Raw genomic sequence first — 18327 nt, 5'->3', positions numbered from 1 at the left:
TTCGAATGAGCGGAACGGCTTCACCGATTTCCCCCAAGAGAAACAGGCAATCATCAGGCAGAATCAGACTCACTCCTTCATCCCTTCACTGGCTACAGTTAAACGACTCTCACCGTAAACTGGAGCGACTATGAAAACCTACGGTTATGCTGCACTGAGCGCTGATGCGCCGTTAACCCCGTTCACCTTTGAACGCCGCGCGCTGCGCAATAACGATGTGGCTATCGAAATTGTCTACTCGGGCGTCTGCCACAGCGATCTACATCAGGCAAGGAATGACTGGCAAGAGTGGGGACCGACCGTTTACCCACTGGTGCCAGGACATGAAATCATTGGGCGCGTTATTGATGTCGGCAGCGACGTTCAACGCTACACAACAGGACAATGGGTGGCGGTGGGTACTATTGTCGATAGCTGCCAGATATGCGATCAGTGTCGCCGTCATGAAGAGCAGATGTGCCGCGAATTCCCGACGGTGACCTATAACGGTCGCGATCGCCTCACTGGCGACATCACTTATGGCGGCTATGCCAAACATGTGGTGGTGCGAGAGGAATTTGTCCTCAATCTGCCGGAGGGACTCGATCCTGCTCGCGCCGCGCCGTTATTGTGCGCCGGTATCACTGTATACTCGCCATTACGTACCTGGAACGTCGGGCCGGGATCGCGCGTCGGCGTAGTGGGCATTGGCGGATTGGGGCATCTGGCGGTGCGACTTGCCGCCGGCCTTGGTGCGGAGGTGACAGTAATCACCCGCAGCGCGGGCAAGGCCGAAGAAGCACATCAACTCGGTGCTGAACATGTGCTGCTTTCAACCTCGGACGAGGCAATGCAGCAGGCAGCATCCTCATTTGACGTGATCATCGATACCATTCCGACCCGCCACGATGTCTCGCCTTATGTACAGCTGCTGGATGTGGAAGGCGCATTGGTGATTGTTGGTGCGCTCGGCAATATGGAGGCATTCAGCTCGTTGCCGCTGATTATGGGGCGTCGCCGCATTACCGGTTCGCCGTCCGGTGGCATTGCCGAAACGCAGGAGATGCTGGATTTCTGTGCGCGTAAAAACATCCATCCGGATTGCGAAACCATTAATATGCAGCAGATTAATGATGCGTTTGAACGCATGGAACGCGGTGATGTGAAGTATCGCTTTGTGATTGATATGGCCTCATTAACCGCGGCCTGATAAGCGTCTACTATCAGCCGGTGCATCCGGCTGGTATTAGCGCACCGCCATCGCCAGATTCCCTGTCCCCGCCAGCAGCTGCGCTTTGTCCCTAATCGGGGTGGCGCCAAACATGCGCTTATATTCACGATGAAATTGCGTCACGCTCTCATAGCCGACGCGAATCGCCGCGCTTGATGCATCGATCTCTTCCGCAATCAGCAAACGGCGCGCTTCATACAGCCGTAAATGCTTCTGAAATTGCAGCGGGCTCATGGTGGTCATGCGTCGGAAATGGTGATGGAGCGTCGATACCCCCATTCCTGCCCGCTGTGCCAGCGCCTCGACGCTCAACGGTTGCACATAATTTTCTCGTAACCAGTTAATGGCAATCGAGACGCGCTGGCTACTGGTTCCGGTTAAAACGGTCTCACGAAATACGCTGCCCGCTTCACTGGTTAAGATGCGATAAAGAATTTCGCGCTGAATGAGATCGCTGACATAACTGCTGTTGTGTGATGAATCATGATTAGCGAGATAGCGCAGCACCGCATTCAGCAAAGAACAATCTGCCGCGCCCAACGACATGCCGGTATTCTGTGGATTCACACGGCTGCCGTGCTGCTCCATATCGGCGATCACTTCGCGCGCCAGTGGCAAATCCAGCGTGATGAGTAGCGACAGAAACGGTTCTTCCGCACTCGCCTGCGGCACTTCGGCAATGGTAGGCAAATTAACGGCGGTAAGAAAAAAGCGCGATTCATTATAAGTGTAAGTTGTATCACCAAGTGACACGCGCTTTTCACCCTGAATAATTAGCGAAAGACTGGGTTCATAAATATAGGACATTGGTGGAGTGGGCTCATGCAACTCCGCCATCATCATCCCAGGAAAAGGCTTCACAATATTGGGCCGGCTACCGGTGTACGTCTGCAAGCGAGCGGCAATCTCGCGACGCAACGCTGCGGTTTGCTGGCGCAGCGCGTTTGGCCAGCGATCAATCGGCTGAAGATGCATGCTATTTTCACCTGTGACGAAACAGAGCGGAATGATCGCTAGCCTAAACTATCCCGCCCCGTATGTTGAGGTGGATTGTGCGCCGGTAAGTTATTATGCGAACTTAATTAGCACCATACCGATTAATAACAGTGCCACACCCAGCCAACCCGTGCGGCTCAGTCGCTGGCCGAATAAAATCCAACCCGCCGCTACCGTAGCAACTAATCCCAATCCGCCCCACAGCGCGTAGGCGACGGTCAGGTCGATGCCTTTCACCGCCTGCGCCAGCGCGCTAAACGCCGCCAGCACGGCAACCAGCGATAACACGCCATAAAGGGGACGGCGGAAGCCATTGGAGTATTTCAGAAAGATATTGGCGACAATCTCCAGCCCAATCGCCAGCGCCAACCATGCGATATGCAGCCCATTAAACGTTGCCATGGCGCAGCTCCTTACGACTCAGCGTGCCCGTTTTAATCAAGACGATGCCAGCGATTAATGTCAAAAGCCCGACGACTTTCACCGCAGATAAAGCTTCCTCGAATAGCAGCACGCTAAACAGCGTAATGAACAGAATACCTACGCCTTCCCACATGGCATACGCCACGCCAAGCGCAATACGCTTAATGGCAAAAGAGAGGAGAATATATGAGAGTGCAATCATCACCAGCATAAAAATATAACCGGCATTGCCACCGTTAACGCTGGCCCATTTCATTGAGACAGTACCGATAATTTCCGCGGCGATCGCCAGCGCTAATAAAATCCAATACAACATGATTTCTCTCCTGAACGAGAAATAAACGCCGTCCACGCCAAAAATAAGCGTGTTAGCAAAGTTAAATTAAAAAATCAGAAAAGGAGAGAACGGAACTATAGCGCGAAGCGCCAGTGCTGATCGCAGATTGGGCAGTTTGACTCAGGAAAAGAAGAAGAGATATAAGCGTTAATTGGCGCAAACATTTTGTCCATAAAATTACAACTTATCCACGTTGTTGCTTCTCGTCAGTGTGGATTAAATTTGTCCTCAGTAGTTAAACACCCGCATATTCTGGCATAGCCGTAATAATGTTTTGCGAGATTTTCATTTCTTTACGTGGGCGAGACTACGTAATTTTTCGCGCATTAATACCCTCACCCTAGCCCTCTCCCAATGGGAGAGGGAACCGTTGGTGGCAGTCTGACAGCTCGCGCGATCGGTCCCCAGAAAACACAAAACCCGCCGAAGCGGGTTTTGTGTTGAAAAAAGTCGAAACTGACCGATAAGCCGGGTTCTGTCGTGGACAGTCATTCATCTAGGCCAGCAATCGCTCACTGGCTCAAGCAGCCTACCCGGGTTCAGTACGGGCCGTACCTTGTGAACCCCTATTTGGCCTTGCTCCGGGTGGAGTTTACCGTGCCACGAACTGTTGCCAGCCGCGCGGTGCGCTCTTACCGCACCCTTTCACCCTTACCTGATCCCATTACTGGGCCATCGGCGGTTTGCTCTCTGTTGCACTGGTCGTAGGCTTGCGCCCCCCAGGCGTTACCTGGCACCCTGCCCTATGGAGCCCGGACTTTCCTCCCCTTTGCCCGTCTCCCCCCGAAAGAGGACGACGACAAAGCGGCGACTGTCTGGTCAGCTTCGGCGCGGGATAATAGGCGATCCGCCGCCGTTTGTCACGCCTCTTGCTGATCCAGCGCGTACTTATAGAGCGCGTTCTTCTTAACGCCATGAATTTCCGCCGTCAGCGCAGCGGCTTTCTTTAACGGCAGCTCTTTTTGCAGCAGCGCCAGAGTACGCAGCGCTTCAGCGGGTAGCGCTTCTTCATCCGCTTTATGGCCTTCAACAATCAGCACCATCTCGCCCTTGCGACGGTTTTCATCTTCCAGCACCCACGCCAACAGCTCGCCCACCGGCGCACCGTGCAGTGACTCCCAGGTTTTGGTCAACTCGCGCGCCAGCACCACGTAACGTTCGGCACCCCACACGCTGACCATATCCTGCAGGCTATCAATCAGGCGATGGGTGGATTCGTAGAAAATCAGCGTACGCGTCTCTTCACCTAGCGCACGCAGCACATCACAGCGCCCTTTGCTTTTGGCCGGCAGAAACCCTTCGTAACAGAAACGATCGGACGGTAACCCCGCCGCGCTTAATGCTGTAATCGCCGCGCAGGCACCGGGCAATGGCACCACGCGCACGCCGGCTTCACGACAGCGACGTACCAAATGGTAGCCCGGATCGTTGATTAATGGCGTGCCCGCATCGGAAACCAGCGCAATGCTCTGGCCTTCTTGCAGCCTGGCTAACAGCACCTCGGCTTTCTGCTGTTCGTTGTGGTCGTGAAGTGCGAAGAGTCGCGCATTGATGGCGAAATGTTGTAGCAACAGCCCGGTATGACGTGTATCTTCCGCTGCGACTAGATCGACGCTTGAGAGCACCGTCAACGCTCGTTGAGTGATATCACCCAGGTTACCGATCGGGGTAGGAACGATATAGAGCGTGCTGGCAGAAATCTCTGCCCGATCGAGTTGTTTCATTGTTTCATCCGAATTGCCGATTTAATATTGAGCATCTTGAAAAAAACATCACTGGATACAGTATGCTTCCTTCAAAAGTCGTACGTCATAAAGCAGGACGCTTAGTACCTGTTCTTCTCGCTGGGCTGATTTTAGCCGCTTGTAGTGGTCAGGGACCGCAACAAACCTCTAACGTCAATATTCAGGGTCCTGCGACTGGCCGGTCTGACTATTATCTGCAACAGGTGCAGCAAAGCAGCGATGATAGCAAGACCGACTGGCAATTACTTGCCATCCGTGCCCTGTTGAAGGAAGGAAAATATCCACAGGCCGCCGATCAGCTGAAACAACTACCGCAACAGCTCAGCGATGTGCAACAGCAAGAACTGCTGCTGCTGCGTGCGCAGATGCAGATTGGTCAGCAGGATTTCGGTGGCGCGCAACAGTTACTTGGCCAGGTGAAAACCGGCGATCTGTCGCAGGATCAACAAGTGCGCTACTACGCGCTGCAAATTGCCGCAGCGCAGAATCGTCCATCGCTCGCGCTGCTGCGCGCCTATATTGCACAGGAACCGCTGCTCAAAGCGGCCGATCATCAAAGCAATATCGATGCCACCTGGCAAGCGCTGACGCAGATGACCCAGGATCAGATCAACAGTCTGGTGATCAATGCGGATGAAAATACGCTGCAGGGCTGGCTGGATCTGCTGAACACCTGGCGGGCCAATAGCCAGGATCCGCAAATGCTGAAAGCCGCAATAAAGGACTGGCAGACGCGATATCCGCAGAACCCAGGCGCAAAAACGCTGCCAACCCAGCTGAGCCAGGTGCAGAATTTCACCAAAGCCTCCACCAACACCATTGCGTTGCTGCTGCCGCTTAACGGCCAGGCGCAGGTATTTGCGAGCGCGATTCAGAAAGGCTTTACGGACGCGCGTAACGGCGTGCTGAATGCTCCGGCACCACAAGCAGCGCCCGCGCCTGCTGCGGCCGATAATAATGCCCAACCGGCTACAGACGCGAATGCCGAGGCGAATAGCGTGGTGAGCCCGGCGATGGCGGGTAACACACCGCAGCAAACGGAACAGCCGCAACCCGCCGCTCAACCGGCAGCAGCCCAGGGCGACAGCAGCGCGCAGGTGAAAGTGTATGACACCAGCAGCCAGCCCATTGCCCAGGTCATGCAGCAGGCCCAGCAGGATGGCGCCACGCTGGTGGTTGGCCCCCTGCTCAAAAACGACGTGGAACAAGTGGTGAACAGCCAAACAGCGCTTAACGTATTGGCGCTGAATGAGCCGGAACAAATCCAGAACCATCCGAATATTTGTTATTTTGCGCTTTCTCCTGAAGACGAAGCGCGCGATGCCGCGCACCATATCTACGAGCAGGGCAAACGTCAGCCCTTGCTGTTGGTACCGCGCAGCAGTTATGGCGATCGCATCAGCAAAGCCTTTGCGCAAGAGTGGCAAAAGCTGGGGGGGTCAACCGTGCTGCAGCAGCGTTTTGGCGGCGTCGCGGAGTTGAAGCAAGGCATCAACAGCGGTGCGGGTATTGCGTTAAGCGGTACTCCGCTGAACGTCGAGCCTGATCAATCACAGAGCGTAGCGATTGCCGGCCTGACGATTCCTGCGCCACAAACCAGCACACCGGCGCCTGTGGCGGATACCAGCGGCGGCAGCGTTGATGCTGTCTATATTGTCGCCAGTCAGGATGAGCTGCAGCTGATCAAGCCAATGATTGCGATGCGCACCAGCAGCCGCAGCAATACTGCACTTTACGCCAGCTCGCGCAGTGCCCAGGCTGGCGCTGGCCCGGATTTCCGTCTGGAGATGGATGGCCTGCAGTTCAGTGATATTCCGCTGCTGTCTGGCAATAATCCTGGCCTGATGCAGCAGGCGGCAAAGTCGTTTAACAACGACTATTCGCTGGTTCGTCTTTACGCGATGGGCATTGATGCCTGGACGCTGGCGAATCACTTTAACCAGATGCGTCAGGTGCCAGGCTTTGCCATTGATGGCAACACCGGCAAGCTGAACGCCGACGCGGATTGCGTGATCAACAGGAAGTTGGCATGGAACCAGTATCGTCAGGGACAGATCGTTCCGGTGCAGTAAATCGTCAGCGCATTGGCGCTGAGCAGGAACAACTGGCGCGCCGCTATCTGGAGCGCGCCGGGCTGCAGTGGTTCGCCAGCAATGTGCGCTGTCGCGGCGGGGAAATTGACCTGATTATGCGCGATGCCGATTGCTGGGTATTTGTTGAAGTGCGCTATCGGCGCGATGCGCGCTACGGCGGAGCCGCCGCCAGCGTGACGCGCCAGAAACAGCAAAAGTTGCTGCGTGCTGCCGCGCTCTGGTTGCTGGCACGCGGCGGCAGTTTTGATACGGTGAATTGCCGTTTTGACATCATTGCCATTACCGGGCGTGAGCTGGAGTGGCTACCCGATGCCTTTAATGCCGATGGATAGAACCAGGTGGTCTTGTGCAGGACAGAATTAAAGCGTGTTTTACCGAGAGTATTCAGACACAAATCGCCGCAGCCGAAGCGCTGCCCGATGCGATTTCTCGTGCGGCGATGACGCTGGTGCAGTCGCTGCTGAACGGTAACAAAATCCTGAGCTGCGGTAACGGTGCGTCATCCGCCAACGCGCAGCATTTTGCCGCCAGCATGATTAACCGTTTTGAGACGGAGCGCCCAAGCCTGCCGGCGCTGGCGCTGAGTGCGGATAATGTCATGCTGACAGCGATTGGTAACGATCGTCTGCATGACGAAATTTACGCCAAGCAGGTTCGAGCGCTTGGGCAGGCTGGCGATGTGCTGCTGGCCATTTCTACCCGTGGTAACACCCGCGATATTGTCAAAGCGGTTGAAGCTGCGGTTACTCGCGATATGACCATCGTTGCGCTAACCGGCCATGACGGCGGCGAGCTGGCGGGCCTGCTCGGTCCGCATGATGTGGAAATTCGCATTCCATCACATCGCAGTGCTCGCATTCAGGAAATGCATATGCTGACCCTGAACTGCCTGTGCGATTTGATTGATAACACTTTATTCCCACACCAGGAATGACTGAAGGAGCTCAAATGAAAGCATTGAACGCTGTCGCCATTCTATTAACCGCCATGCTGCTGCAAGGCTGTGTCGCCGTGGTTGCTGGCAGTGCCGCCGTGGCCACGAAAACCGCCACCGACCCGCGCACCGTGGGCACGCAGGTGGATGACGGGACGCTGGAGCTGCGCGTAACTAACGCACTGGCAAAAGATGAACAAATCAAAAGCCAGGCGCGCGTAGTGGTGACAGCCTATCAGGGCAAAGTGCTGCTGACGGGTCAGTCTCCAACGCCGGATCTGGCAAGCCGAGCTAAACAGATTGCAATGGGCGTGGATGGCGCCACCGAGGTGTATAACGAAATCCGTAGCGGCCAGAAAGTCAGCTTCGGCACCTCGTCGTCAGATACCTGGATCACCACCAAAATTCGCTCGCAGCTGCTGGGCAGCGATCAGGTGAAATCCTCTAACGTGAAAGTAACCACAGAGAACGGTGAAGTGTTCCTGCTGGGTCTGGTAACGCCAGAAGAAGCGAAGGCGGCGGCCGATGTTGCCAGCCGTGTGAGCGGCGTGAAGCACGTCACTACGGCGTTCACGATTCTCAAGTAAGCGTTAAAGCACATCATCAGGGCGACTTTGGTCGCCCTTTTTTATGCCGGAAGATCAATCACCAGCGCGCGCAGCGGCGTTCTGGCCTGCAGGCTGATGTGGTGTTCATCTCTGAGAAACGCGCCATCACCGCAGCTGAGCGGCTGCTGCTGCGCGCTACTCGCCTGCACATCCAGCGAACCATGAATCGACTGCAAATAAGCGCGCGGCCCGTGCAATTTCACCGTATGCTGCTCGCCCGGCGCTAATGTCACCTGATGCACCCACACTTGCTGGCGAAGCTGCAGGCTGCCATCCGCGCCATCGGGCGACGCAATCAGCACGCTGGTTTTTTGCGGTAACTCGCGCTTTTGTAACAGCGGATTTTCACGTTCTGGACATGCCGCTAACCACAGCTGCATGCGGGTTAACGGGCGATCTTTACTGATGTTGATTTCACTGTAATTCACGCCCGGGCGCGTAGAGAGCAGCATCGCTTCGCCTTCCCGGGCGATAAGATGATTGCCTTCGCTATCGCGATACTCTGCTTCACCCTGCAACACCAGATTGAGCACATCAACCTGCGGGTAGCTGCGCGGCTGGAAGGCGGCGCCCGGTGCCAGGATTTCCTGGTTAAGCACGCGCAACGAAGCATAGCCCATCAGTTTTGGGTCAAAATAGTGGCCAAACGAGAAGCTGTAACGCGCCTGCAACCAACCGAAATCGGCCTGGCCACATGCGGACGCGCAGCGGGTTGTCATCATGATAATCCTCCGAGGCGCTGCGGTGAGATTCGACCGCAGGCTTAATAGGATCATGGTAAAAGTCTGGACGCCGGATTGTAAGCCAGTTAATCTGCCTGGCATGTTCAAATTTACTGACAGAGAATCGGGATGGCAAAAGACCGCGCGTTAACCCTGGAAGCTTTACGTGTGATGGATGCTATTGACCGTCGTGGCAGTTTTGCCGCCGCGGCCGATGAACTGGGTCGCGTCCCTTCCGCGCTGAGCTACACCATGCAGAAGCTGGAAGAGGAGCTGGATGTGGTGCTGTTTGACCGCTCCGGCCACCGCACCAAGTTCACCAACGTGGGACGTATGCTGCTGGAGCGTGGTCGCGTACTGCTGGAAGCGGCCGATAAACTCACCACCGATGCTGAAGCGCTGGCGCGCGGTTGGGAGACGCATCTCACCATCGTTGCCGAAGCGTTGGTTCCTACCGAACGTCTGTTTCCGCTGGTGGATAAGCTGTCAGAAAAAGCCAATACCCAGATTTCGCTAATCACCGAAGTATTAGCGGGTGCCTGGGAGCGCCTGGAACAGGGGCGCGCAGATATTGTTATCGCCCCGGATATGCATTTTCGCGCTTCTACCGAGATCAACACCCGCAAGCTCTACAGCGTTATGAGTGTGTATGTTGCCAGCCCGGATCACCCGATTCATCAGGAAGCCGAGCCGCTGTCAGAAGTGACGCGCGTGAAATACCGCGGCATTGCGGTGGCAGACACTGCGCGTGAACGCCCGGTACTCACGGTACAGCTGCTGGATAAACAGCAGCGTCTAACGGTAAGCAACATGGATGACAAACGCCGCGCGCTGTTGGCAGGTTTGGGCGTTGCAACCATGCCGTATCCGATGGTGGAACAAGATATCGCAGAAGGCCGTTTACGCGTGGTGAGCGCGGAATATACGCGCGAAGTAGACATCATTATGGCGTGGCGCCGCGACAGCATGGGTGAGGCGAAATCATGGTGTTTGCGTGAGATTCCGAGATTATTGGCGAAGCGCGGGTAGGATTGCACGTCGCGCGGTTTTGTAGGGCCGGCATTTATGCCGACCGGGTCAAACGCCGCATAACCATCACAACCGGCTCAAACAATCGATCGCCACCGCTTTAAAGCTGATAAAATCCGCGCAATCGCGTAGCCGCGTTGTCGCTCTTTCACGCAGGAAAGTGACGAACAGATCGTAAATCGCCATCGCCTCTTCGTATTCACTCTTACTGATGGCCAGCAGGAAAATCACCGACGCCGTCTCTTCGCCCCAGCTAACACCGTGCGGCGCCAGCACCGTATACACCACGGTTTTCTTTGCCAGCAACCCCAGTGAGTGCGGCAGCGCGATACCTTCGCCAAGCAGCGTGCTGACAATCGCTTCACGCTCCTCAACCGACGGATTGAAATCCGCATCAACATAGCCTTCGCTCTCCAGCTGCTGACACAGTAAACGGAACAGATCCGCCTGCGCCATGGGCTTATCCAGCACCATAAAGTGCTGCGCGTCGAAGTACTTCTCCAGCATGTAGGGCCGCGTACGATCCACCAGCACCAGCTTGCCTACCTGCTCCAGCTGGAATTCGGTGGGGAAAGGCGACATCACGGCAATCGGCTTGTTCTTCTCGGTTAACCGCGCGGTAGAAATCACGAAATCTTCGTCGATTTGCTCTCGTAGCTCGTAATCACGCTGCGACAGCCGCGCCGTTACCACCAGCTGGGGGTATTTACGTAGCAACAGCGCTTCAATCATGCGCAGCGTCGAGTTACCGCTGTCACACACCAGCAGCACCTGCGGATGGCGCTGATAGCCAACGTCATAATGCCTCTCCAGCCCGACGCCGATGTGCAGCACCAGAAAACCGATCTCGTTCTCACTGATGGTGTAAGGCGTGTATTTGCCCCAGCTGGTAACTGCCGCCAGCGTCACATCGTAGGCCATGGGATAGTGCTGTTTGATGTTACTTAACAGCGGATTAGGTATGTGGATTTGGTAGCGCACCCGGGTGATCATGGTTTTGATATGGGTGAGCAGATCGGCGCGCAGCTGCTCATCGTGCTGCAGCCGATAGTTATAATGGGTGTTGATGTAATTCAGCAGGTAATCGACCAGCGCATCAGCATCATCGGCATTGATGGTGCTGGGTGCCAGCGCCTGAATTTGACGCGCGGCGATGTTAACGCGCAGCCAGTTCTCTTCCGCCTGCGAAATTGGCTTGCCGACCAGCGGACGCATCAGATTAACCAGATCGTGAGCCGCCTCGCGCACCTCATCGCCCACATCTTCCGCACCCGGATCGTTGAGGGGAAAGCCTTCGCTGATACGTCGCACCGCCACCGCGCAGTAAATTTGCAGATAGCGATCGCCTTCATCGCTGAGACGAATCGCGTGCTGGGCAAAGCACTGTTGCAGCAAGGGCTCGAGCTGCGCCAGAATGCCGCTGTGTAGCGCCTCCACCGTCAGCAGCGGGCTGTCCGGCGTTTCCTGATCAATCTGCCACAGCAAATCGGTTAAGCAGGTGCGGATCGCCGCCTCGCTGCCAAACAGCTTCATGCCGTAATGCGGTTTGGTTTCGATATTGAGGTGATAGCGGCCGAGCCATTCGCGAACGATCGCCATATCGCTTTGCAGCGTGGCGCGACTGACAAACCACTCCTCCGACAGATCTTCCAGCTTGATGGAATAAGCGGCGGTGAGAAACCGCGTCAGCAGGTAGCGCACGCGTTCCTGCGAGGTGCGCGGCACGCGCAGCGGCGTGGCGCTCTCTTCCTGCAGCCGGCCAAAGCGCGCCGCATCATCAATTTTGAGTTGATATCCCGCGCCGCGCGCCAGCACAAACTGCGCGCCATGCTGCTCCAGCAGCGCGTTCAGCGCGGTGATATCGGTGCGCACCGTGCGCGTCGAAACGGAAAAGCGGCGTGCCAGCTCATCCTGCGGCAGCGTTTCATTTTGCAGCGCAGCGAAAAGCTGGGTCAGACGCTGATTGGGAAATCTCACGGAGCTCACCTGTTACTCATTTGTTACAGCAGTTTCTTGCACGTTGCCAGAAGCTGACGCACGTCGTCAATGCGCGTGTCGCCGCTTGCGCTATCAATAATCGAACTGTAGACGTGCGGGATCACTTTGCTTACGCCTGCATCGAGCGCAATACGTACAATCTCTTCGAAGTTGTTAAGATCGATGCCGCCGGTTGGCTCCAGCCAGAAGTCGTGACGCGCACAGGCTTCCGCCACCGCGCGATACTCATTCACCGCCTTCAGGCCGCCCATTGGGAAGTATTTCACCGAGCTGCCGCCCATGTCCTGCAGCATGGCGATGGCGCTGTCGATCGGCACAATCGCGTCGGCGTTCTTTGAGCTGCGCGGTCCGGTGGAGATTTTCACCATGCCAGGCGTGCCGGTGGGTGAAATCAATCCGTTCACCACGGTTTGGCTCTGGCCGAGCAGTGCGCGGCTGGTCGCCACGCCGGTGAACACCTGATTAACGTGCTGCGGCTGCAGCACCGCCGAGATCTCGCTCACCATCGTCGACTGATTGGGATCGCCCGCGCCCAGCCCAACCGACAGCGCGTTGTCGATCAGCGCCACATACTCACGCATATCGGCAATCGCGTCTTCATTACTGGCATAGTTTTTCGATAACACGCCGACCAAAACATGCCCTTCGGCCGCCTGCCAGATTTCTTTGGCATTCTGTTTGGAACCGGCCAGTACGTTAAGGCACAGGCGATCCTGATAGAAATTCGGGTTCAGACTCATGCGCGTTTTCCTCCGCTGATCAACGCCTGGATAGCGCTAAAGATGATGTGCAGCTGATCGGCGCTGACGCTGCGCACATCGGCTTCGATAATGCCTTCGTTGGCTTTGTAGCCACGGAAATAGATGGCGATGTCGCCGGTTTTCAGCGCCTGTACCAGCTCGCCGGTCGGCCAGCCGGTGACCGCTTCATCGAACTTGATTTCGGCACGCGCAATATCGCGCCCTGCCGCATCCCACACCACGCGCGCGCTCACGCCGTTCAGCGTGTTGAGGTTGTCGATAAACGGCGTCATGTTAGCCACCATCTCGGCACCGCTGGTTTTTGGCTGTACCAGATAGTTTTCAATTGCCTGCGTCAGGCCGAGGATGCCCTCTTTGCCGACTTTCATCGCGCGGCCAATGCCGTTGCTTTGACGTTTCACCCACTCAACGTACTGCGTGCGGCCAATCACCAGACCGCTGGTTGGCCCTTCAATCGCCTTGGCACCGCTGTAAATCACTAAATCAGCGCCCATTTGGTAATAGCATTGCAAATCTTCTTCAGCTGCGGCATCCACAATCAGGGGAATACCGTGTTTGCGCGCCACGACGGCCGCCTGCTCAACGCTCAGATGGCTTTTCTGTACGCAGTGGTGCGATTTGATATACATCAGTGCCGCGGTGGTGGGCGTGATCGCCGCCGCCAGCTGCTCTGGCGAACATTCGTTGCTGTAGCCCGCTTCGATCAGGCGACCACCACCCAGCGCCACCATGGTGCCGACCGGTGCGCCGAAGTTCACGTTGTGCCCTTTTGGCACCACGATATCGTGCGGTACGTTAAGCGGCGCGGCGTGCAGATTTTCCAGCAGCCAGTCGTTGTCTTTAACGATCACCGCCGCCACGCTCTGCGCGATGCCCGCCGAGGCGCAGGACACCACTACTGCGCTTTCCACGTCCAGCAATGTGGCGATGTAAGCGCCGGTCTTGTTGACCAGATCTTTCATCTCGAAATAGTGATTCAGACCGTAGCTCACGGTGTCAACCACATCCGTGGACGGCGTGGACACGCCTAAAATCGTCATGCGGCCCGAGGCGTTGATGACCTGTTTCAGGTCATATTTTTCATAAATCGAAGACATGATTGGCTTTCCCCTCATCAGTCAGATGCCAGTGACCGCCGATAACTACGGCCTGCGGCAGCAAATGTTGTTCACCCAAAACCTGGTCGCCTTCAGCATCGACGAACGAGCGGGTTTCCTCTTTGACGGTAAAAATGGTCAGGTCGGCGTCATAACCTTCGGTTAAACGCCCTTTGCCCGCCAGACGCAGGCCAGCGGCGGCATTGGCGGTGACGCACGCAATAATTTGCGGCAGCGTCATGCCAATACTGAAGAATTTCGACATCACGTGCGCCAGGCTATGCACCGGTCCGTTGAGGCGGTTGCGGCAATAAATGTCGGAGCTGATGGTGTCAGGCAGAATGCCCTGCGCGATCGCCTCGCGTGCCACTGCAAAACTGAAGCTGGCGCTGCCGTGACCGATATCCAGCTTCACGCCACGCGCGATGGCATTTTTCACTGCGGCTTTGAGCTCGCCCTGCGGAGACAAGATACGGTTCGGTTTGCCGTTGAAGCAGTGCGTGATGATGTCGCCGGAGGTCAGCAGATCGGCAATCTCCTCCAGCACCGGCGGATTGTTACCGATGTGCACCATCAGCGGCAGATTGCCTGCTGCCTGCTGAATGGCTTTGGCGCGCACCAGCGGCTGAATGCCGTTTTCGCCCACTACGCTGCTGCTCATGCGCGCTTTCAGGCCAACGATAAAGTCGGGACGGCGTTTTACCGCCTGCACCACCGCATCGCCATCGATCTGCGCCATATCGGCCAGCTCGTTTTGCGTCACAATGCCGGTGCGGGAAATGTTAATCAGCGCGCGAACTTCGGTGGTTGCCGTACGCGTGAGCTGATAGAAGTCGTCGATATCATCCGCGCCGGTGCTGCCCGCATCAACCACCGTGGTGACGCCTTGCGCCATGCCAATGCTATCGGCTTCATCGTGATAAATCGGGGATTTGGGATAACAGTGCACGTGGCTATCAATCCAGCCAGCGCTCACGTAGAAGCGCCCCGCCAAATCGCGCTCCTGCTGCGCCGTGCCATTCACTTCACCGACGGCGGCAATTTTGCCGTGCTGGATGGCTATATCCACCAGCTGTTCGTCGCACAGACGTGCGCGGCGCAGAATCAGATCAAACATGCTCACTCCTTTACTGCGATTTTTCAGGTGCGCATGAATGCGCACCCAACATGTAGGGTCGCCATTAATGGCGACCGTCCAATCAGCCGCATTACAGCGAAATCGGGAACAGCGCGCCCAGCACCATGGCACCCAGAATTGCGCCGCCGGTAATCGGCTTGTTCCACAGGTAGAACAGCAGCGCGCCCACCAACGAACCCAGGCCGATAGGAATGGATGCGGCCATCGCAGACAGGATAATCAACGGCCCCAGGAAGCGACCTGAAGCGTTACCCGCGCCCATCATCACGTCCGCACCGTAGGTGGAGTCGCTTTGGTTAATGGTGAACTTACGCGCCAGAATAATCAGATATCCAATCGCTAAACCCACCACCAAACCGGTTGCCAACGACGCGGCGAAGTTCGCCACCGGGAAAACAATACCGGCACCCAGCAGCAGCGCAGGCACACCGAGGCCGACGCCAGTCTGGATCGCACCGCCAATATCGAGAATCCCCACCAGCGAACCTTCGATAATGCGTGCGAACAGGAAGCTGGCGCCAAACGCCGCTACCGCGCCATACACGCCGGTTTCCATACCGGAACGCAGCATCGAAACAAACGCCACTTCGTTGAAGGCACCAATGCCATACAGGTAATACATGTGCGTACCGGCAAATACGCCGGAAGAGAGCAAACCGACAAAAATCGGGAAAGACCAGTCGGCGTACCAGAACCCTTTGTTTACGTTCTCGTTCATGCTGATGGCTCCTTATTTGCCGCTGACGCTGTTGTGGATCATATCCAGCCAGCCCGGAATACCCAGCTGGAAGGATTGCAGCAGTTTCATGTCGAATCCGCGGAAGAAGCCGCTTAACGCAAACAGCAGCACGATGGCGAACATCATCACTTTAGTGACCTTATTCCAGCCGCTCTCTTCCACGCCTTTACCAATCAGAATACCGAGCACCAAACCTGGCACCGCGTTCCCCATAATCAACTGCGCCAGACCGCCAAAAATGGTGGCCCAGAAGCCTGATTTCTTACCGGCATCAATCGCCGCCAGCCAGAAGATCACCGGCATTACGGTGTTCACCAACAGATTCGCTGCCGGTACCAGCACTTTCACTGCCGTAACCTGCAGTGCCGCAGGAACCGCTGAGGCGGTGCTATTGAGGAAGGCCACCACGATCATGCCGATGATGCCGCAGGCAATCGCCATGCGTTTCGGGTTGTGCAACGTTTCCGCTACGTTGCGATTTTTCACCATCAAGGCGGCCGCGCCCCAGTTCGGCAGAATGCGGTGATCGACGTCCTGCGTGAAAGAACCTGCTGCGACGGATGATGCCCAGGCGTTAAAGAAGAAGCCGAGACCAAAGGAGAAGTGCGATGCCGGATCGCCTTCGCAGGAATTGAGTTCACCCAGGGTACGGAACGCGCCCATACCTTGGGTGGTTGGTGCGTGGAACATGCGCGCTGCGCCCGCTCCTACCCCAACGCCAACCAATCCGCCAATGATTAACGACTTAAACAAAATGATTAAAAACATGTTGTTGACCCTTTGTTGTCGTTTTTTTACCCAACACAGTGCGATGCCGGGCAGTTCTTTTAGGTCGCCGTAAATTCAACTTTCTCGGTGTCGATCACGGTGACGCTAACGGTAATTTCCAGCTCAACGCTGTAACTCCGTCGCTCGCGCGCGAGGAAAAAGAACAGAAACTTCTCCCTTCGCACGCTCTCCTGCGCGCGCAGCACCCGCACATCTATGGGTTCAATGCGCAACAGAATCTTTTGGCTGGTGCGCAGCACTTGCTGCTGCACCCTGCTCAGCGCATCGGCAAAGGCTTTTGCTTTACTCTCGCCTTTGCCCTGCACCTTTACCTGCATCTCGTATTGCTGTTTCATACTTAGCTGCCGTGTTTTTTATTCCAGGCCTGTACCAGCCGCTCACCCAGCTCTTCTTTATCCATAAAGCCGAAGCCCAGCACGGTGGCGCCTTCGTTGATGGCGGTAACGCCTTCATCGATAGAGCGCATGCCGTGTTTGGCTTTGTAACCATATTTGTTCTGCGCAGTGATGGCGCCAGCGCCGCCGCTGCCGCAGAAGGAGATGCCGAAGTCGGCATTTTCCGCTTTCATCACATCGCCCAGCTTCATGTCAGCAGCCACGCCCGGCACCACCACCGCACGGCCACCGGCTTTCTCAATACCCGCAGCCACTTTCTGACCTTTACCCAGACGATCGCCAATCACTACAGTTACCATGTTCATTTCCTCGCAATTCATGCTTCGTTCGATTTCGCCACTTCGATATGGACGGATAACAGCCAGGCTTCTTCTTTTGGCAGATTGCCAAATAGATCAACGACCTGCTGCGCCAGCGCCATGGTTTCTGGCGAGATATCTTCAAACAATTCAGCTTCAACATCCGGTAACGCTTCGCCAGTAAGCGATCGCGATGCCATAGCCCGTACATGTGACGCCAACATCTGCTGCTGAACGGCATTGGCCTCAATATGGTGCGCGGCGTAAATCGCCGCTATTTGGCTCATCACCTTATCCGCCAGTGCCTGAATTGCCTCCGGCGTGCTCTGTTTCAGTGGGACAGCTTCACTCCTCACCTTGTTACTCCTGTTTACAGCGGACAATTACAGATAATTCTTGTTGTTAAGAAAGTTACGCGTTCCTCTTAAAGCTGTTGAGACGCTTCTTTTCCACCTGGAAGTGGAAATAGCGCGGGCGAGTGTGCGCCAGATCTCAGGACGCACGAAGTGTGCGAAATGGGTCACAAAATGCGAAAAATGATGGATTTATGCGGGATAAAACGGAGAGGCGGCAGGAAACAATAAGGCCAGCCGCAGGGCTGGCCGGTTTATCAGCGGAATTTCTTATGGTTGGCGTTGCGAATATCTTCCAGTTTCTTCGCTTCGGTTTTGGCTTCGTCCAGTTTGTTGGCTTGCGCCAGCTGATCAACCACATCGATCTGTGCAATCAGTGAATCCAGACCGGCGTGAAAATCCTTAATCTGCGCGCTATCGGCCGGCTGCCCCTGCAGTTTTTCCGGCGTAGATTGCTTCGCATCCGTTGCCGCCTGACGCATCTTGCCCAGCGCGGTGTGCATTTCCTGCGCGTCAGAGGTTTTTTTCACCACGCTCAGACCATCCTTAAGCGTATCCATATCTTTTTCCAGATCGGCCGCAAATACGCTAGCCGAGGAGAACAACAGCGACAAAGACAACATTGCGATCAAATGCTTATTACGCATTGGTATTTCCTTTT

Annotated in this window: 21 protein-coding genes and 1 other RNA gene; 6 read left to right on the top strand and 16 right to left on the bottom strand. The window is 55.9% G+C overall.

Annotated features, from left to right (window positions below; all coding sequences use genetic code 11):
* Positions 1-130: 130 nt before the first annotated feature.
* Positions 131-1189, top strand: coding sequence for an NAD(P)-dependent alcohol dehydrogenase (locus AAGR08_RS01600; RefSeq protein ID WP_345828206.1), 1059 nt, complete (start codon positions 131-133; stop codon positions 1187-1189).
* Between the two features lie 36 nt (positions 1190-1225).
* On the opposite strand, the gene AAGR08_RS01595 is transcribed toward AAGR08_RS01600, so the two are convergent.
* The 5 genes from AAGR08_RS01595 to rsmI form a co-directional block, all read right to left on the bottom strand.
* On the bottom strand, positions 1226-2185 hold the full coding sequence (locus AAGR08_RS01595; RefSeq protein ID WP_345828204.1) for an AraC family transcriptional regulator: 960 nt from the start codon (positions 2183-2185) through the stop codon (positions 1226-1228).
* Positions 2186-2278: 93 nt separating this feature from the next.
* The gene (gene mdtI, locus AAGR08_RS01590; protein ID WP_097095927.1) at positions 2279-2608 is read right to left on the bottom strand and encodes a multidrug/spermidine efflux SMR transporter subunit MdtI; all 330 of its coding nucleotides are present in this window, start codon (positions 2606-2608) and stop codon (positions 2279-2281) included.
* Positions 2595-2945, bottom strand: coding sequence for a multidrug/spermidine efflux SMR transporter subunit MdtJ (mdtJ, locus tag AAGR08_RS01585; protein ID WP_097095926.1), 351 nt, complete (start codon positions 2943-2945; stop codon positions 2595-2597). The genes mdtI and mdtJ overlap by 14 nt, the downstream gene beginning before the upstream one ends.
* A 469-nt stretch (positions 2946-3414) precedes the next feature.
* An RNA gene (rnpB, locus tag AAGR08_RS01580) (RNase P RNA component class A) lies at positions 3415-3793 on the bottom strand.
* 33 nt (positions 3794-3826) lie between these two features.
* Positions 3827-4690, bottom strand: a complete 864-nt coding sequence (gene rsmI / locus AAGR08_RS01575; protein ID WP_345828202.1) for a 16S rRNA (cytidine(1402)-2'-O)-methyltransferase — start codon at positions 4688-4690, stop codon at positions 3827-3829.
* Between the two features lie 62 nt (positions 4691-4752).
* Between rsmI and AAGR08_RS01570 the strand changes: the two genes are divergently transcribed.
* From AAGR08_RS01570 to dolP, 4 genes are read left to right on the top strand one after another with little or no spacing between them, the layout of a single operon-like run.
* Positions 4753-6783, top strand: a complete 2031-nt coding sequence (locus AAGR08_RS01570) for a penicillin-binding protein activator (RefSeq protein ID WP_345828200.1) — start codon at positions 4753-4755, stop codon at positions 6781-6783.
* A complete protein-coding gene (locus AAGR08_RS01565) occupies positions 6741-7136 on the top strand; it encodes a YraN family protein (protein ID WP_345828198.1) in 396 nt (131 codons plus the stop codon). The genes AAGR08_RS01570 and AAGR08_RS01565 overlap by 43 nt, the downstream gene beginning before the upstream one ends.
* 14 nt (positions 7137-7150) lie before the next feature.
* Positions 7151-7738 carry a DnaA initiator-associating protein DiaA gene (diaA, locus tag AAGR08_RS01560; protein WP_007890352.1) on the top strand — a complete coding sequence of 196 codons (588 nt, stop codon included), beginning with the start codon at positions 7151-7153 and terminating at the stop codon, positions 7736-7738.
* Positions 7739-7752: 14 nt separating this feature from the next.
* Entirely contained in the window at positions 7753-8325 is a 573-nt protein-coding gene (gene dolP, locus AAGR08_RS01555) for a division/outer membrane stress-associated lipid-binding lipoprotein (protein WP_345828191.1), read from the top strand.
* Positions 8326-8366: 41 nt separating this feature from the next.
* Here dolP and AAGR08_RS01550 read toward each other — a convergent pair whose 3' ends face one another.
* On the bottom strand, positions 8367-9068 hold the full coding sequence (locus AAGR08_RS01550) for a pirin family protein (protein WP_345828189.1): 702 nt from the start codon (positions 9066-9068) through the stop codon (positions 8367-8369).
* A 129-nt stretch (positions 9069-9197) separates the two neighbouring features.
* Here AAGR08_RS01550 and AAGR08_RS01545 point away from each other — a divergent pair, with 129 nt between their 5' ends.
* Positions 9198-10097: a LysR family transcriptional regulator gene (locus AAGR08_RS01545; protein ID WP_097095920.1), complete on the top strand. Its 900-nt coding sequence runs from the start codon at positions 9198-9200 to the stop codon at positions 10095-10097.
* A gap of 66 nt (positions 10098-10163) precedes the next feature.
* Here AAGR08_RS01545 and AAGR08_RS01540 read toward each other — a convergent pair whose 3' ends face one another.
* The 10 genes from AAGR08_RS01540 to cybC all read right to left on the bottom strand — a co-directional run bounded on the left by AAGR08_RS01540 (position 10164) and on the right by cybC (position 18313).
* Positions 10164-12074, bottom strand: a complete 1911-nt coding sequence (locus AAGR08_RS01540; protein ID WP_097097644.1) for a PRD domain-containing protein — start codon at positions 12072-12074, stop codon at positions 10164-10166.
* A 23-nt stretch (positions 12075-12097) separates the two neighbouring features.
* Positions 12098-12835, bottom strand: a complete 738-nt coding sequence (locus tag AAGR08_RS01535; RefSeq protein WP_345828186.1) for a KDGP aldolase family protein — start codon at positions 12833-12835, stop codon at positions 12098-12100.
* On the bottom strand, positions 12832-13953 hold the full coding sequence (locus tag AAGR08_RS01530) for a DgaE family pyridoxal phosphate-dependent ammonia lyase (RefSeq protein WP_345828184.1): 1122 nt from the start codon (positions 13951-13953) through the stop codon (positions 12832-12834). The genes AAGR08_RS01535 and AAGR08_RS01530 overlap by 4 nt, the downstream gene beginning before the upstream one ends.
* Entirely contained in the window at positions 13937-15070 is a 1134-nt protein-coding gene (locus tag AAGR08_RS01525) for an amidohydrolase/deacetylase family metallohydrolase (RefSeq protein ID WP_345828182.1), read from the bottom strand. Before AAGR08_RS01525 ends, AAGR08_RS01530 begins: the two co-directional genes overlap by 17 nt.
* A 91-nt stretch (positions 15071-15161) precedes the next feature.
* A complete protein-coding gene (locus AAGR08_RS01520) occupies positions 15162-15809 on the bottom strand; it encodes a DUF4310 family protein (RefSeq protein WP_097095916.1) in 648 nt (215 codons plus the stop codon).
* A 12-nt stretch (positions 15810-15821) separates the two neighbouring features.
* Positions 15822-16598 (bottom strand): DUF4311 domain-containing protein, encoded by a 777-nt coding sequence (locus AAGR08_RS01515; RefSeq protein ID WP_007892190.1) that lies wholly within the window; start codon positions 16596-16598, stop codon positions 15822-15824.
* 59 nt (positions 16599-16657) lie between these two features.
* Positions 16658-16954, bottom strand: coding sequence for a DUF4312 family protein (locus AAGR08_RS01510; RefSeq protein WP_097095915.1), 297 nt, complete (start codon positions 16952-16954; stop codon positions 16658-16660).
* A gap of 2 nt (positions 16955-16956) precedes the next feature.
* Positions 16957-17313, bottom strand: a complete 357-nt coding sequence (locus tag AAGR08_RS01505) for an SFCGS family glycine-rich protein (protein WP_009087404.1) — start codon at positions 17311-17313, stop codon at positions 16957-16959.
* Positions 17314-17330: 17 nt separating this feature from the next.
* On the bottom strand, positions 17331-17669 hold the full coding sequence (locus AAGR08_RS01500) for a glycine dehydrogenase (protein ID WP_097095914.1): 339 nt from the start codon (positions 17667-17669) through the stop codon (positions 17331-17333).
* A gap of 254 nt (positions 17670-17923) precedes the next feature.
* Complete coding sequence (gene cybC / locus AAGR08_RS01495) at positions 17924-18313, bottom strand: cytochrome b562 (protein ID WP_097095913.1); 390 nt, start codon at positions 18311-18313, stop codon at positions 17924-17926.
* Between the last annotated feature and the right edge of the window lie 14 nt (positions 18314-18327).

Origin of the sequence: Pantoea sp. BRR-3P (assembly GCF_039621635.1) — a bacterium.
GTDB lineage: Bacteria > Pseudomonadota > Gammaproteobacteria > Enterobacterales > Enterobacteriaceae > Pantoea > Pantoea floridensis.
The sequence above is the reverse complement of the archived record's forward strand: the minus strand, read 5'-3'. Positions and strand labels throughout refer to the sequence as shown.

Bases quoted from the DNA above. Each gene is read 5' to 3' on its own strand.
- AAGR08_RS01600 (WP_345828206.1), top strand. From the start codon at position 131: ATGAAAACCTACGGTTATGCTGCACTGAGCGCTGATGCGCCGTTAACC.
- AAGR08_RS01595 (WP_345828204.1), bottom strand. From the start codon at position 2,185: ATGCATCTTCAGCCGATTGATCGCTGGCCAAACGCGCTGCGCCAGCAA.
- mdtI (WP_097095927.1), bottom strand. From the start codon at position 2,608: ATGGCAACGTTTAATGGGCTGCATATCGCATGGTTGGCGCTGGCGATT.
- mdtJ (WP_097095926.1), bottom strand. From the start codon at position 2,945: ATGTTGTATTGGATTTTATTAGCGCTGGCGATCGCCGCGGAAATTATC.
- rsmI (WP_345828202.1), bottom strand. From the start codon at position 4,690: ATGAAACAACTCGATCGGGCAGAGATTTCTGCCAGCACGCTCTATATC.
- AAGR08_RS01570 (WP_345828200.1), top strand. From the start codon at position 4,753: ATGCTTCCTTCAAAAGTCGTACGTCATAAAGCAGGACGCTTAGTACCT.
- AAGR08_RS01565 (WP_345828198.1), top strand. From the start codon at position 6,741: ATGGAACCAGTATCGTCAGGGACAGATCGTTCCGGTGCAGTAAATCGT.
- dolP (WP_345828191.1), top strand. From the start codon at position 7,753: ATGAAAGCATTGAACGCTGTCGCCATTCTATTAACCGCCATGCTGCTG.
- AAGR08_RS01550 (WP_345828189.1), bottom strand. From the start codon at position 9,068: ATGATGACAACCCGCTGCGCGTCCGCATGTGGCCAGGCCGATTTCGGT.
- AAGR08_RS01545 (WP_097095920.1), top strand. From the start codon at position 9,198: ATGGCAAAAGACCGCGCGTTAACCCTGGAAGCTTTACGTGTGATGGAT.
- AAGR08_RS01535 (WP_345828186.1), bottom strand. From the start codon at position 12,835: ATGAGTCTGAACCCGAATTTCTATCAGGATCGCCTGTGCCTTAACGTA.
- AAGR08_RS01530 (WP_345828184.1), bottom strand. From the start codon at position 13,953: ATGTCTTCGATTTATGAAAAATATGACCTGAAACAGGTCATCAACGCC.
- AAGR08_RS01525 (WP_345828182.1), bottom strand. From the start codon at position 15,070: ATGTTTGATCTGATTCTGCGCCGCGCACGTCTGTGCGACGAACAGCTG.
- AAGR08_RS01520 (WP_097095916.1), bottom strand. From the start codon at position 15,809: ATGAACGAGAACGTAAACAAAGGGTTCTGGTACGCCGACTGGTCTTTC.
- AAGR08_RS01515 (WP_007892190.1), bottom strand. From the start codon at position 16,598: ATGTTTTTAATCATTTTGTTTAAGTCGTTAATCATTGGCGGATTGGTT.
- AAGR08_RS01510 (WP_097095915.1), bottom strand. From the start codon at position 16,954: ATGAAACAGCAATACGAGATGCAGGTAAAGGTGCAGGGCAAAGGCGAG.
- AAGR08_RS01505 (WP_009087404.1), bottom strand. From the start codon at position 17,313: ATGGTAACTGTAGTGATTGGCGATCGTCTGGGTAAAGGTCAGAAAGTG.
- cybC (WP_097095913.1), bottom strand. From the start codon at position 18,313: ATGCGTAATAAGCATTTGATCGCAATGTTGTCTTTGTCGCTGTTGTTC.